General features: G+C 54.0%; 14 protein-coding genes. 7 read left to right on the top strand and 7 right to left on the bottom strand.

What is annotated here, in order from left to right; genetic code table 11:
- The first annotated feature begins 83 nt into the window (after window positions 1-83).
- From rpmH to ACYVHX_RS10655, 5 genes are all read left to right on the top strand, one after another.
- The gene (rpmH, locus tag ACYVHX_RS10675; protein ID WP_111628991.1) at window positions 84-251 is read left to right on the top strand and encodes a 50S ribosomal protein L34; all 168 of its coding nucleotides are present in this window, start codon (window positions 84-86) and stop codon (window positions 249-251) included.
- An 85-nt stretch (window positions 252-336) separates the two neighbouring features.
- Complete coding sequence (gene rnpA, locus ACYVHX_RS10670; protein ID WP_460671613.1) at window positions 337-717, top strand: ribonuclease P protein component; 381 nt, start codon at window positions 337-339, stop codon at window positions 715-717.
- A 106-nt stretch (window positions 718-823) separates the two neighbouring features.
- Window positions 824-2485, top strand: coding sequence for a S41 family peptidase (locus ACYVHX_RS10665; protein ID WP_460671612.1), 1662 nt, complete (start codon window positions 824-826; stop codon window positions 2483-2485).
- Window positions 2486-2577: 92 nt separating this feature from the next.
- Window positions 2578-3270, top strand: a complete 693-nt coding sequence (gene tsaB / locus ACYVHX_RS10660) for a tRNA (adenosine(37)-N6)-threonylcarbamoyltransferase complex dimerization subunit type 1 TsaB (protein ID WP_460671611.1) — start codon at window positions 2578-2580, stop codon at window positions 3268-3270.
- Between the two features lie 5 nt (window positions 3271-3275).
- On the top strand, window positions 3276-3794 hold the full coding sequence (locus ACYVHX_RS10655) for a DUF2480 family protein (protein WP_460671610.1): 519 nt from the start codon (window positions 3276-3278) through the stop codon (window positions 3792-3794).
- A 171-nt stretch (window positions 3795-3965) separates the two neighbouring features.
- Here the strand turns inward: ACYVHX_RS10655 and ACYVHX_RS10650 are convergent, their stop codons facing one another.
- The 6 genes from ACYVHX_RS10650 to galK form a co-directional block, all read right to left on the bottom strand.
- Window positions 3966-4751 (bottom strand): hypothetical protein, encoded by a 786-nt coding sequence (locus ACYVHX_RS10650; RefSeq protein WP_460671609.1) that lies wholly within the window; start codon window positions 4749-4751, stop codon window positions 3966-3968.
- Between the two features lie 71 nt (window positions 4752-4822).
- Complete coding sequence (locus ACYVHX_RS10645; RefSeq protein ID WP_460671608.1) at window positions 4823-5413, bottom strand: ribonuclease HII; 591 nt, start codon at window positions 5411-5413, stop codon at window positions 4823-4825.
- A gap of 97 nt (window positions 5414-5510) precedes the next feature.
- The gene (locus ACYVHX_RS10640; protein WP_460671607.1) at window positions 5511-6521 is read right to left on the bottom strand and encodes a VWA domain-containing protein; all 1011 of its coding nucleotides are present in this window, start codon (window positions 6519-6521) and stop codon (window positions 5511-5513) included.
- A gap of 9 nt (window positions 6522-6530) precedes the next feature.
- Window positions 6531-7526, bottom strand: a complete 996-nt coding sequence (locus tag ACYVHX_RS10635) for a hypothetical protein (RefSeq protein ID WP_460671606.1) — start codon at window positions 7524-7526, stop codon at window positions 6531-6533.
- A gap of 24 nt (window positions 7527-7550) precedes the next feature.
- The gene (locus ACYVHX_RS10630; RefSeq protein ID WP_460671605.1) at window positions 7551-8417 is read right to left on the bottom strand and encodes a DUF58 domain-containing protein; all 867 of its coding nucleotides are present in this window, start codon (window positions 8415-8417) and stop codon (window positions 7551-7553) included.
- A 14-nt stretch (window positions 8418-8431) separates the two neighbouring features.
- Window positions 8432-9625: a galactokinase gene (gene galK / locus ACYVHX_RS10625; protein WP_460671604.1), complete on the bottom strand. Its 1194-nt coding sequence runs from the start codon at window positions 9623-9625 to the stop codon at window positions 8432-8434.
- Between the two features lie 200 nt (window positions 9626-9825).
- Here galK and ACYVHX_RS10620 point away from each other — a divergent pair, with 200 nt between their 5' ends.
- A complete protein-coding gene (locus ACYVHX_RS10620; RefSeq protein WP_460671603.1) occupies window positions 9826-11367 on the top strand; it encodes a YifB family Mg chelatase-like AAA ATPase in 1542 nt (513 codons plus the stop codon).
- A 4-nt stretch (window positions 11368-11371) separates the two neighbouring features.
- Here the strand turns inward: ACYVHX_RS10620 and recF are convergent, their stop codons facing one another.
- Window positions 11372-12457, bottom strand: a complete 1086-nt coding sequence (gene recF, locus ACYVHX_RS10615) for a DNA replication/repair protein RecF (protein ID WP_460671602.1) — start codon at window positions 12455-12457, stop codon at window positions 11372-11374.
- A gap of 191 nt (window positions 12458-12648) precedes the next feature.
- Here recF and pdhA point away from each other — a divergent pair, with 191 nt between their 5' ends.
- Entirely contained in the window at window positions 12649-13683 is a 1035-nt protein-coding gene (gene pdhA, locus ACYVHX_RS10610) for a pyruvate dehydrogenase (acetyl-transferring) E1 component subunit alpha (protein WP_460671601.1), read from the top strand.
- Window positions 13684-13859: the final 176 nt, after the last annotated feature.

The raw sequence follows: 13859 nt of genomic DNA, 5'->3' as shown, positions 1-13859 counted from the left end.
GGAAAGTATAGTTGCTTCATTCTGAAACATTTTCTACCTTTGCAGACTCATTTGAAAAACAGGCATACAAGATATAATTAGTCATGAAAAGAACGTTTCAACCTTCGAACCGTAAGCGCCGGAATAAGCACGGCTTCCGCGAGCGCATGGCATCTGCCAATGGCCGCCGGGTTCTGGCCGCCCGTCGCGCAAAAGGACGTCATAAACTGACGGTTTCGGACGAGAAAAAAGGCGACCGGTTTAAGATTTAATTAGTTTACGGTTTATAGTTTACGGTATACGGTTCGATCAAGCGACCTAAACCGTATACCGTAAACTATAAACCGTAAACCGCTTATGAAGCAAACGTTCAAGAAATCCGAACGGCTTTGCAGTAAAAAAACCATCGGACAGTTGTTTCAAAAAGGTAGTGCGACCACGCGGACGTTCTACCTTTTTCCGTTTCGGCTCCTGTATACCAGTGACCCCGAACGCACGGAACCGCTGCCCGCCATTCTGATTTCGGTTTCCAGCCGCAACTACAAAAAAGCCGTCGACCGCAACCTCATCCGCCGGCGCGTCCGCGAAGCCTACCGTAAAAACAAGGCCCTTCTGTTCGGAACTCCCGAAAAACCAAAGCAACCTCCCGCTTATATTGTCTTTTTATATACCGCCCGCGAGAAAATTTCGTTTGAAGAGATAGAAAAAAGTATGAAATTAGCTTTAGCTCGTCTATAGATTACTATTTCGCAGCGTCAAGCGGAGAATAACAGCGGTCAACGGAGAAACACCCCGCTTACTGCTGTTATTCTCCGCTTAGCTCCGCGAAACAACTCCTGAAACTATGTTTACGCGTAAACGTCTGACCGTCGCCCTGGGCGCGACCCTCCTGGCAGGAAGCCTTGGTTTTTACTCGTTCCGCAACGACGACCGGTTTTTCGAAATCGCCCGTAACCTGGATATTTACGCGACGCTGTTCAAGGAACTGAACCTGTATTACGTCGACGAACTGAACCCGAACCGCATGGTGAAGTCCAGCATCGACGCCATGCTGAAGTCGCTGGACCCGTACACCAACTTTTTTGCGGAAGACGAAATCGAGGACTACATGACGATGACGACCGGGCGCTACAACGGCATTGGCGCGCTGATCGGGTCGCGGCAGGGGCGCAGCATCGTGATGATGATTTACGAAGGAACGCCCGCCGAAAAATCCGGCTTGCAGATTGGCGACGAAATCCTCAAGATTGACGGCGTGGACATTAAAACCCGGCGGGAAGCGGATTCTGACAAACTGCTGCGCGGACAAACCAACACGGCCGTCAAACTGACCGTCAAGCGGTTTGGCAACAATGCCCCCATTGACCTGAACGTCACGCGCGATGTGGTCAAGATGACCAACGTGCCTTATTCCGGCATGATTACGGGCGACGTGGGCTACATCGACCTGAAGGATTTTACCGGAACGGCTTCGCGCGAGGTGCGCAACGCCTTCACCGAACTGAAGGGCAAAGGCATGAAGAAGCTGGTGCTGGACGTGCGTGAGAATCCGGGCGGTTTGCTGAACATGGCCATCGACATTGCCAACATCTGGCTGCCGCGCGAGTCGGAAATTGTGACGACGAAAGGTAAAGTAACCGAATGGAATAAAACGTATACGGCTTTGAATCCGCCCCTGGATCTGGAAATCCCGATTGTGGTGTTGACCAACAGCCGGAGCGCGTCGGCGGCCGAAATTGTTTCGGGTGTCATTCAGGATTACGACCGGGGTGTTCTGGTGGGTCAGCTGACGTACGGAAAAGGGCTGGTGCAGACGACCCGCGAACTGTCGTACAACACCAAACTGAAAATCACGACGGCCAAATACTACATTCCGAGCGGTCGTTGCATTCAGGCGATTGATTACAGCCACCGCAATCCCGACGGCAGCGTGGGCAAAATCCCGGATTCGCTGAAAACCGCCTTTAAAACCAAAGCCGGTCGCCCGGTGTATGACGGGGGCGGGGTAACGCCGGATGTCCCGGTGGAAGCGGCTTCGCCCGCGCCCATTGCCCTGAGTCTGACAAACAAAGGGTTGATTTTCGATTACGCCATCAAATACCGCCACGACCACCCGACCATCAAACCCGCCCGCGAGTTCAGCTTGTCGGATTCCGAATACCAGAATTTTGTGGCGTGGCTAAAAGACAAGGAGTACGATTATACCACCCAGGTGGAAAAAGAACTGGGCACCCTGGAAGCCTCGGCCAAAAAGGAAAAATCATTCGATCAGATTCAGGATCAGCTGAAAGCCCTGCGCACCAAACTGTCGCACAGCAAGGACGTTGATCTGGCAACATTTAAAGGCGAACTGAAAACGCTGCTCGAACAGGAAATCGTCGGTCATTACTACCTGCAAAAAGGCATGAAAGAAGCTTCTTTCTCGACCGATCCCGAAATCAAAGTCGCCCTCGACCTGTTCAAAGACATGAACCGGTACCAATCCATCCTGAAAGCAAAACAGTAGTTTTGTAATGATGAAGGATGAAGGATGAACGATGAATGGGCTACAGCACATTTCCTTCATCATTCATCCTTCATCATTCATCATTCATTTTCATGTCCCTCATTCTCTCCCTCGATACGTCCACGACGGTTTGTTCGGTGGCGGTGCACCGCGACGGTTTGCTGCTGGCGTGTTATGAATTATTTGCCGAAAAATCCTCGTCGGGCCTGCTGACGACCCTGATTCAGCAGACCGTCCGGCACAGCGGTTTTCAGCTTTCGGACCTGGATGCGGTGGCGGTTGCCAAAGGCCCCGGTTCCTACACGGGTTTGCGGATTGGGGTTTCGACGGCGAAAGGCTTGTGTTTTGCGCTCGACAAACCGCTGCTGGCCATCGATACGCTCGAAGCGCTGGCCCGGCAGGCCGGCGGTTTTTATCCGGCGTCTTATGCGCTTTGCCCCATGCTCGACGCCCGGCGGATGGAAGTCTACTGCGCGGTCTACAATTCGGAAGGCCAGGCAATTTTGCCAACTTCGGCGCAGATCATCGACGAGCATTCGTTTGCTGATTTGCTGGCGCAACAACCGCTCGTCTTCTTCGGCAACGGCGCGGCCAAATGCCGGGCGGTTTTAGCGCACCAGCCCCATGCGGTTTTTCCGGAACAAACCATGCACCCATCGGCCAAAACCGTGGGGCAGTTGGCGGCAGTTGCCTATCAGGAAAACCGGTTTGAGGATGTTGCCGGTTTTGAACCGTACTACCTGAAAGATTTTGTGGGAACCAAGCCGAAGAAGTTGGTTGTTTAGCCGGTATGGAAACCGAACTGATTGTCAATCGCGTGGCCAAAAGCGGCCTGGTATCACTGGATCTGGAAGATTATTATCATCCCGGCGAACGGCTTGTCTATGATTTGAAAGACAACCTGTTCATGGGCCTGATTCTGAAGGAAAAAGATTTTCGGGAGTTTCTGAAAAGCCACGACTGGAGCCAGTATGCGGGAAAAAATGTGGCTGTGATCTGTTCGGAAGACGCCATTGTGCCAACCTGGGCGTACATGCTGCTGACCATCCACCTGGAACCGCACGCCAGTACCGTTGTCTTTGGTTCGCTGCCGGATCTGGAAGAAAAACTTTATTTCGACGCCATCGCCCGCATCAACATCGAAGACTTCCGCGACAGCCGCGTGGTGGTGAAAGGGTGCAGCAACGTACCGGTTCCGACGGCGGCCTATGTCGAAATCACCCGCCGGCTGCGGCCCGTTGTGCAAAGCATCCTGTTCGGCGAACCGTGCAGCACCGTGCCCTTGTACAAGCGCCCAAAGCAAGGATAAGTTTACGGTATTCGGTTTTCGCCCAGCCGTCGCTGCGGTGCGGCTCTCCGCCGGGACTGACGCCTTCAGCGTTCATTATTCGTTATTCATTATTCGATATTAAGCAACGAATGCACCGTCCGGGCGTAACCCGAAAACCGTATACTGAAAACTGAAAACCGTAAAACCGCCCTACTGATTGTACGTAAACTCTTCTTTCCGGCCATCGGGGTATATCATCCGGGTCGGATACCCGTCGGGCCGGTATTCGTAGCGGTAGCGCGTCTCTTCCTGGGCGCCCGTCGTGGGGTCAGCGGCCCGCATCTTTACAATGTTATTGGAGCTCATAAACCAGCTGATTTCCGTATCGATCCTGACGGGTTTGTAAGGATTGGGAGCGGTATCGTACTCATACGTCGCCTGATCCCCCGACGCCTGAATCAGATTGCCCCGCTGGTCGTAGGTAAAAGTAACGGATGAGGCTAGGCGGTTATTGGTATCGTAAATATCCCGCCGGCTGATTCGTTTTTGGGCGTCGTAGGTAAACTGGCTGGATGATCTGAAATCGGCTTTATTGTCGGTAACCAGGTAGTTTTTGCGCTCCTGGATGGTCGTATCGGTCTTGTAAAAGGTTTCGCTGTAGGAATACAGTTTCAGGGGCAGATTGGAAACCCGGGTGGATGACCAGGGCGGATTGGTGTAATACTGCTCGACCCGGAGCGTTGTCGGACTAAGCCAGCGAAAAACCAGTTTGCTATCCAGACTCCCGTCGGTTCTGTTGCTGATGATTTCCTGAATGCGGTTAGTCGGATCGTATACGTACTGCGTGGATTCGACAGCGGCCGGATTGGCAGGATTCCCGTAATAATCGTGCCGGATCAGGCGCACGGATTGCCCACGCGCCAGAATGACCTCATCATCTTTGCGGTTGCAGGCCAGTACCACCAGCAGGAGCAACAAAACCGGAATCGTCTTCATACGGATTTAGGTAAAATAGCCGATACGGACAGGATTCCATTGGCCGGCCAAGCGTTGGAACGTTCCGAAAATTACACCAGTCGAAAGCTCATCCGGTGCCAGCGGCACGGGCCGTGTTCCCGAATGGCCCGGCGGTGAACGGGGGTCGGATAGCCGACGTTCTGCCCCCAGCCGTAGTGCGGAAACTCCAGCGATAGCTTCTCCATCAGCTCATCGCGGTAGGTTTTCGCCAGCACCGACGCGGCCGCAATCGACAGAAATTTCGTGTCGCCTTTCACAATGCAGGTGTGCGAAATCATCGGGTAATTGACAAACCGGTTGCCATCCACCAGCAAATGATCCGGTTTTGGGCCATCCACCTGCGCCATAATCAGATCCAGCGCCCGGTGCATCGCCAGAAAGCTGGCTTTCAGAATGTTGATCTGGTCAATCTCCTCGTTCGATACTTCGGCCACGGCCCAGGCCAGGGCGTCGCGCTGGATCTCCGTCCGCAACTGCGCGCGCTGAAACCGGCTCAGTTGTTTCGAATCGTTTAAAACCGGGTGCGTATAGTCTTTCGGTAAAATAACCGCAGCCGCCACCACCGGACCCGCCAGACAGCCCCGCCCAACCTCGTCCAGACCCGCTTCAATGGCGGTTTCGTTGTAAAAAGAAAAGAGCATAAAGGAGGAGAAAAGCGGAGGAAAGAAAGAGCGGAGAAAGGAGAGAGAAAATGCGTCAGCTGCTTTATTCCTCTCTTCCTCCCCTCCTCCTTTTTCCTCAATCCTCTAGTATATTTCCAAAAATAGTGTTCTTCAGGAACAGGGTCAGCAACAGAAAAACGATGGCCCAGTACAGGTAAACGCGGTAAAAATCCTTGACATCCTTGTAAACAATGGTTTTGACGGGCGCCTTTTCCAGCCGGTCGATCTCGTTGAAAACCGCCTGCAAACGCGGGGCATCGCCCGCCCGGAAAAAGCTGCCGCTGCCGATGTTGGCAATGGTGGTCAGAATGCCTTCGTCCACGGTCACCGTTGTCAGGTTGGTCCGCTGAATGGGCAGTGTCGGTTTTCCGATGGCCACGGTATAGATCCGGATGTTGAAGGCTTTGGCCAGCCGCGCCACCGTCACCGGGTCGAGGTTACCCGCCGTATTGTCGCCATCGCTGAGCAAAATCGTTACTTTGCTCTTCACGTTCGATTCGCGCATCCGGTTGATGCAAACCGCCAGCGCGCTGCCAATGGCCGTACCGGAGGTTTTGATCATGCTGTTGTCCAGTTCGTTGAGATAGCTGTTCAGCAGATCGTGGTCGGTGGTGAGCGGACACAACGAATAGGCTTCCCCGGCAAAAATCACCAGCCCGATCCGGTCGTTCCGGCGGCTTTTGACAAAACTTCGGGCTACCCGTTTGGCGGCTTCCAGGCGGTTTGGTTTCAGGTCGGTTTCGGCCATCGACGACGAAATATCGATCGCCAGCATCAGGTCGATGCCTTCGGCCACGCGCTCGGGTTCTTCGCGGATCCGTTGGGGACGGGCCAGCGTTACCAAAATGAGCGCAATGCTGATAAACAAACTAACCGGCAGCAAATACCGCAGGCTGCCGATCAGCGTGGGCTGGAGTTCCGTCCGGTTCAGGGCAACGTTCAGCCGCTGCTGCGACCGGCTCGAGAGCAATACCCGCAACGCAAAGAGCAGCAAAATGATCGGAATGGCGTACAAATAGATCGGGTGCGCCCAGGTTAGCTGCCGCAACTGCGAAATTGTAAACCATCGATACGAAAACCATTCCATAAATTTTCCTCAACTCGTCGTTTCCGGCTGGACTTCCAGCAGTTGAACGCTGCTCCGGCGATAGGCGCTGTCGGCCACTTCGTTCAGGATGCGGAGCGATTGCTGCGTCTGATCGGAATAAACACTGCCGTAAATAACCCCGTCGATTTCTTTCAGCGCGTCGGCCAGCCGGTTGTCCTGCACCAGCTCCACAATTTCGCGGGTTGTCAACGACGTAAACGGTTTGCGCTCCAGTCGTTCCATGTATTTTTTCCAGATCACCACCGCCCGTCCGGCATCGTCGTGGGCGGTTTCGGGGCCGATGCCGCGCGTCAGGCGATTAAACGTCCGCTGAAAATCCATATACTGCCGGTACAACCGAAACCGCCGGACGCGCGTTCGGATGGTTCGGCCAAAAAACAGAAACAGCAAGCCGGCCAGCCCGCACAACCCCATCACGATCGTCATCAGCAGGGGGTAATTCATCTGCTGGCGCAGCGTCACGACCTGCGTATCGGTCGAAAGCCGGAGCGTGTCGGGCCGCGCGGTCTGAACCCGTTCGCGCAGTTGGACGGTATCGATATTGGAACGAACCACGGTGCAGTCGGTGGGGGCGCGCAGCAGAAAAACCGGGACCTGCAAGGTTTGCGCCGGGCTGGTTTCAAACGAAATCAGCGTATACACCGAACTGTCCAGACTGCCCCGGGCGTCGGTTTTCGTCGAAAAAATGGCCAGGTTCCGCACCAGAAACGGCGCAAAATGCCGGGCCGTATCCGGAAATAAGACATCGGTATTGGCCCGGTGCCGAATGCTCAGCGAATACTGAAACGGTTTTCCAATTTCAATCGTATCGGTCAGAAAAAGGCCTTTGGGAACTTGAGCGTGAAGAGGAATGAACCACGAAAACTGAACAAGGAATACTGAATAGCGAATAACGAATACTGAATAACGAGTGATTGACCGCCGGATGGTTCTGGTGAATGGCCGATTGGGGGAAACGGCCCGTAGCTCCTGTTCATTAGTCATCGTTCATTGTTCATTAGTAACTCTTCAGCGCGCTTTTCGGACGCGGAACAATTCGATCAGTTGCGGCACGTAGTCGACCTGCGAATCGAGGGCTACGTAATTGGCGTTATATTGCTTGCAAAACCGCTCCAGTTGCTGCTGGCTTTGCCGGAAGGTCTGTTTGATGCCGTTGCGAAAATTCGGCGACGAGGTGTTGACCCAAACCGTTCGGCGGCTCTCGGTGTCGTAAACCGGAATGATGCCCAGCCGGGGCAGGTTGGTTTCCCGCTGGTCGTACATGTGAATGACCACCAGATCGTGCTTCCGGGCCAGGGCTTTCAGGTTGTGTTCGTAGCCGGAATCGATGAAATCCGACACCAGAAAAACCACACTCCGGCGTTTCAGAACGTTGAGCGTAAACAGCAGCGCGTCGGCCAGGTTCGTCCGGACGGATTCCGGTTTTAGCTTGAACAGGTTGACAATCAGCTGATACCCCTGCTTCATGCTGTTCGACGGTTTCAGGTATTTCTCTTTCTGGTCCGAAAAACAATACATCCCGACGTGGCTGGCTTCCTTAATGGCCGACAACGCCAGCACCCCGCAAACCTCGCGGGTGGTATCCAGCTTCGAACGGGCCGTCGTGCCGATTTCCTGCGAAGCGCTGACGTCGATCAGAAAAAAAACCGTCTGGTCTTTCTCTTCCCGAAAAATCTTGACAAACGTGCCGTGGCCTTTCGAGGACACGTTCCAGTCGATGGCCCGCACGTCGTCTCCGTATTGGTAGGTACGCAAGTCACTGAATTCCAAGCCAGAGCCTTTAAAAATGGACCGAAAACTGCCGCGCATCTGGGAATTGACGGCTTTCCGGATCCGAATTTCAAATTGATAAAGCCTGGCCAGAAACTCGTGCATGGTACTTTTTCTTTTTAGAACGCTTCAGTACCTCCCTGAAGTACCTCCGATGTCCCGTCCGTGATCCGGACGGGATAGCATTTCAGTTCAATGTTGAATTGCTGCTGGTAAACCGCCCGCATCCGGTTTACGAAGGCATCGGCGGCTTCGCGCTTTACCAGATTGATGGTGCAACCGCCAAAACCGCCCCCCATCATCCGGGCGCCCAAAACCGCATCGTCGCTCCGCGTCTGATCGACCAGAAAATCCAGTTCCGGGCAGCTTACTTCGTATTCGTGCTGCAAACCGTGGTGGGTTTCGTACATTTTTTGACCGAAAGCCGCCAGATCGTTCTTCAGCAAATACTGACAGGCTTCCCGAACGCGCTGAATTTCTTCGGTTACATACCGGCAGCGCTGGTACACCTTTCCGGGCATTTCGGCGCGGTGGGCGTCGATCAGTTCGGTCGTGGCGTCGCGCAGCAGGCGAATATCGGGCCGGTAGTGTTGCAGAATGGCGACGCCGGTTTCGCATTCCTGCCGCCGGGTGTTGTATTCGGTGTCGCCCAGCGAATGTTTCACGCCGGTATCGCACAGAATGAGCGCATAATCCGTCGTTTGAAACGGGAAATATTCGTGGTGTAACGATTGGCAATCCAGTTGGATGACGGACTGATCGCGCCCGAACATGGAAGCAAACTGATCCATAATTCCGCAATTGACGCCCACAAACAGGTTTTCGGCCCGTTGCCCCAGCTTAACCATTTCGAGCGTCGATAAACCCAGACCAAACAGTTTGTTCAGTCCGAACGCCAGTCCGCACTCCAGAGCCGCCGACGACGACAAACCGGCTCCGGACGGAATGTTGCCGCCAAAGACCAGGTCAAAACCGCCCGGCCGATACCCGGTTTTTTGCAACTGATCGACCACGCCCAGCAGGTAATTCGGCCAGCCCAGCGGAGAGGATTCCAGCCGGTCGAGCGTACAGGAAAACGATTGATGGACGTTTTCAGCCACCATCCGCGCGGTCTGGTCGGGACGCGGGGCCAGGGCGAAAATGATTTCTTTATCGATGCTGGCGGGCAACACCAGGCCGCCGTTGTAATCCGTGTGCTCACCCAGCAGGTTAATCCGACCCGGTCCCCGAACGAGCAGGGCGGGCTCCCGACCAAACTCCTCGTAAAAAACCGTCTTAATTCGCTCAATGTAAAGCTCCTGGGAATTCATCATCGTACTTATCAAAATAGACTGCTAATCCAACTGCTAATTTTACTCCAAAGTTGGGGGCCTTTTCAGAGTTTACAAACTGGCTTGCGGTAAATCTGTCGGTTCGGCCGAAAATTCCTCCTGAATCGAACGCTGAAAAGCGGTTTTTGGATGTGTCCTTTTGGTGGATTCATCGTCTAACTAAAAATCGAAATCCACTTTTCATGCTGGCAAAAACCTTCGGAAGCGCCGTGCAGGGCGTCAGTGCAACCATCATTACCATTGAAGTGACTGTGGCTCAGGGCTTACATTTCCATTTAGTGGGTTTGCCCGACAGCGCCATCAAGGAAAGCGAGCAGCGGGTGGAATCGTCGCTGAAATTTTTTGGTTACCGCATGCCCCGGCAAAAAGTCGTGGTCAACCTGGCCCCGGCCGACATCCGCAAGGAGGGCTCATCGTACGATTTACCGATCGGGCTTTGCGTGTTGGAAGCATCGGAACAGATCAGCCCCGAGCGCAAACTGGAAGAGTACGTTATCATGGGCGAGTTGTCGCTCGACGGGCGGCTGAGGCCCATCAAAGGCGTGTTACCGATTGCCATTGAAGCCCGGAAACAGGGCTATAAAGGCTTTGTTTTACCCGCCGAGAACGCGCCGGAGGCCGCCATTGTCAACAACCTCGACGTGATTGGGGTCGAAACCATGCTGGATGCGGTGGCGTTTTTTGAAGGCAAAAAAACCATTGAACCGATGGTGACCGACACCCGGGAACTGTTTGCCAACACCCAAAATGCCTACGATGCGGATTTTGCCCACGTTCAGGGACAGGAAAACATCAAACGGGCGATGGAGATTGCGGCCGCCGGTGGTCACAACGTCATCATGATTGGTCCGCCGGGCGCCGGAAAAACCATGCTGGCCAAGCGGCTCCCGACCATTTTACCGCCCTTGACGTTGCACGAAGCGCTGGAAACCACCAAAATCCATTCCGTAGCCGGAAAACTGGGCAGCCGGGCCACGCTGATTGCCTCCCGCCCGTTTCGCTCCCCGCACCACACCATCAGCGATGCGGCCCTGGTAGGCGGGGGCAGCTTTCCGCAACCGGGCGAAATCTCGCTTTCGCACAACGGAGTCCTGTTTCTGGACGAATTGCCGGAATTTAAGCGCACGGCGTTGGAGGTCATGCGCCAACCGCTGGAAGAACGCAAAGTGAGCATTTCGCGCGCCAAATGGGCCGTGGAGTTCCCGGCCAATTTTATGCTGATTGCCAGCATGAACCCCTGTCCGTGCGGGTACTACAACCATCCCGAGAAAGAGTGCGTCTGCGGACCGGGCGTGGTGCAACGGTATCTGAATAAAATCAGCGGGCCGCTGCTCGACCGGATCGACCTGCACGTAGAAGTCACCCCGGTTTCGTTTGATCAGATGACGGCCAACCGCCCTTCCGAAGGCAGCGAAGCGATCCGCGAGCGGGTGATTCGGGCGCGGGCCATCCAAACCATCCGCTTTGAACTTCAACCCGGCATTTACTCCAACGCCATGATGCCGTCGCAGATGGTGAAGCAGGTTTGCCTTATTAACGATACCGGATTGGCGCTCCTGAAAACCGCCATGGAACGGCTGGGCTTGTCGGCCCGCGCCTACGACCGGATTCTGAAAGTGTCGCGCACGATTGCGGATCTGGCCGGCAGTGAACACATCGAAACCGAACACCTGGCCGAAGCCATTCAGTACCGGAGTCTGGATCGGGAGAACTGGGCGGGGTGATTTCTCAACCCTCCGTCTGAAAGTAGGCCACCTCGGTTTTCACGGCGGTCAGCAGGTCCTTCGTTCGTTCGGGCCGGGCGTCGGTGATGAAAATCTGGCCGAAGGTGTGGTGCTCCATCAGGGTGATGAGTTTATCAATCCGGCGGTCGTCGAGTTTGTCGAAAATATCGTCCAGCAACAACATCGGTTTGATGCCCTTTTCGGCCTGCAACTGCTCAAACTGCGCGAGTTTGAGCGCAATGACAAAGGTTTTCTGCTGCCCCTGCGAACCGAATTTTTTCAGGGCGACGCCGTTGGCTTCAAACACAAAATCGTCTTTGTGAACGCCCTTGTTGGTGCGTTGCAACTGAATGTCGCGCTGGCGGTTTCGGCGGAAATCTTTCGGAAACTCCTCGTTGCCGACCTCCGATTCGTAAATAATATCGACGGCTTCGCGGGCTTCGCTCAGGTAAGCGTAATGCTTCTGCACAATCGGCAAAAACTCGGCAATAAACCGCTTTCGGCGCTGGTAAATCTTCTGAGCCAGTTGCAACAGCGGTTCGTTGTAGGTTTCGAGCAGTTCTTCGTCCAGGTAATTTCGCTCGGCAAACAGCTTCAGGGTGCCGTTGCGCTGCTTCAGAATCTGGTGGTAAAACAGGTAGTCGCGCAGATAGTCGGCATCGAGTTGCGACAGCACGCCGTCAAAAAAATGCCGCCTTTCCTCGCTGTGTTCACGCACCAGATCGGTATCGTTGGGCGCCAGCATCACCACCGGAAACCGCCCGATGTGTTCACTGATGCGCTCATACGGTTTTTTGTCCGACAACAACACTTTCCGCTGACCACGCTGCAGGCTGCACGTAATCTGAACCGGTTTTTCGTCCAGCCGAAAAACGCCGTCGATGATAAAGAAATCACTCAGGTGGTTAATGCTCAGCGCGTCCTGATTATGAAACGCGCTTTTGCTCAGGGATAAAAAATAGATGGCATCCAGCAGATTGGTTTTTCCGCTGCCGTTGGGCCCGACAATACAATTGATCTGCTCGCTAAATGTAAAACTCCCTTCCTCGTAGTTTTTGAAGTTGGTCAGGTTGAGTTTTTCCAAATACATCGGTATGGTTGTTAGCGGGAAATGCGTATTTTCGCGGCATCGTAGTGTTCCGGCCTCTCGGGCTATCGGTACCATCTGCGTGTTTAAGCAACAAAGATACGGGTCGTTTGTTATGGAATGACGAACTGCCTGTGTCAGAAACGATTTCCGTTTTTCACTCGGTTATCCTTTTTTTACGCCCAAAGAACCATATGGCAAGTGTAAAGGAAAAATCTAAGTCTTCGCCAGCTGCGGCCAAAACCCAGCATCCCAAAGAGCGTTACCTGTACTGGTATGAATCGATGGTGTTGCAACGCAAGTTTGAAGAAAAAGCCGGTCAGCTCTACGGACAGCAGAAAATCCGGGGTTTCTGTCACCTGTACATCGGACAGGAAGCCTGTTCGTCAGGATCGTATTCGGCCCTGACCAAAGATGATAAATGGATCACGGCCTACCGCGACCACGGTATTCCGCTGGCGCTGGGCTCCGATCCCAAAGCCATCATGGCCGAATTATTTGGCAAACAAACCGGCTCGTCGAAAGGGAAAGGCGGTTCGATGCACATTTTCGATAAGTCGGTCAATTTCATGGGCGGCCACGGCATTGTGGGCGGTCAGATTCCGATGGGTGCTGGCATTGCCTTTGCCGAAAAATACAACAAGACGACCAACCTGTGCATGTGTTTCATGGGCGACGGTGCGGTGCGGCAAGGCTCGTTCCACGAAGCGCTCAACCTCGCCATGACGTGGAAGCTGCCGGTGATCTTTGTGATCGAGAACAACGGTTACGCCATGGGGACCTCCGTGGCCCGGACTTCAAACGTGACCGATCTCTACACCCTGGGTGAAGCCTACGACATGCCGTCGGAACCGGTTGATGCCATGGACGTAGAAGCGGTGCACGAAGCCGTTAGCCGGGCCGCCGAACGCGCCCGCAAAGGCGACGGCCCCACGCTGCTCGAATTCCGGACCTACCGCTACCGGGGCCACTCGATGTCGGACCCGCAGAAATACCGTACGAAAGACGAGCTTGAGCAGTATAAGCAGCGCGACCCGATCGAAAACGTGCGGGCGACAATTCTGGAACAGAAATTAGCCACGGAAGAAGACCTGGCGGCTATCGATCAGAAGATCAAGGGAATTGTGGACGAGTCGGTGAAGTTTGCCGAAGAGTCGCCTTTCCCGTCACCGGACGAAGCGTTTAAGGACGTATACATGCAGAAAGACTATCCGTTCATCACGGAATAAGGATTTAAAAGGAGCAGAGGACGAAAAGAAGTGAGGATGCCGGAAACCGCACCCCTTTCTTTCGTCCTCTACTCCCTTCCTGCTCTCCTCCTTTTTTGCCCCTTTTTCCTTTATTATCAAAACTTTGGATAGCTTTTTGCTTTCTATTATCCAGAGATTTACTAAATTTGCAGTCC

It is taken from the genome of Larkinella ripae (assembly GCF_054780775.1).
The sequence above is the reverse complement of the archived record's forward strand: the minus strand, read 5'-3'. Positions and strand labels throughout refer to the sequence as shown.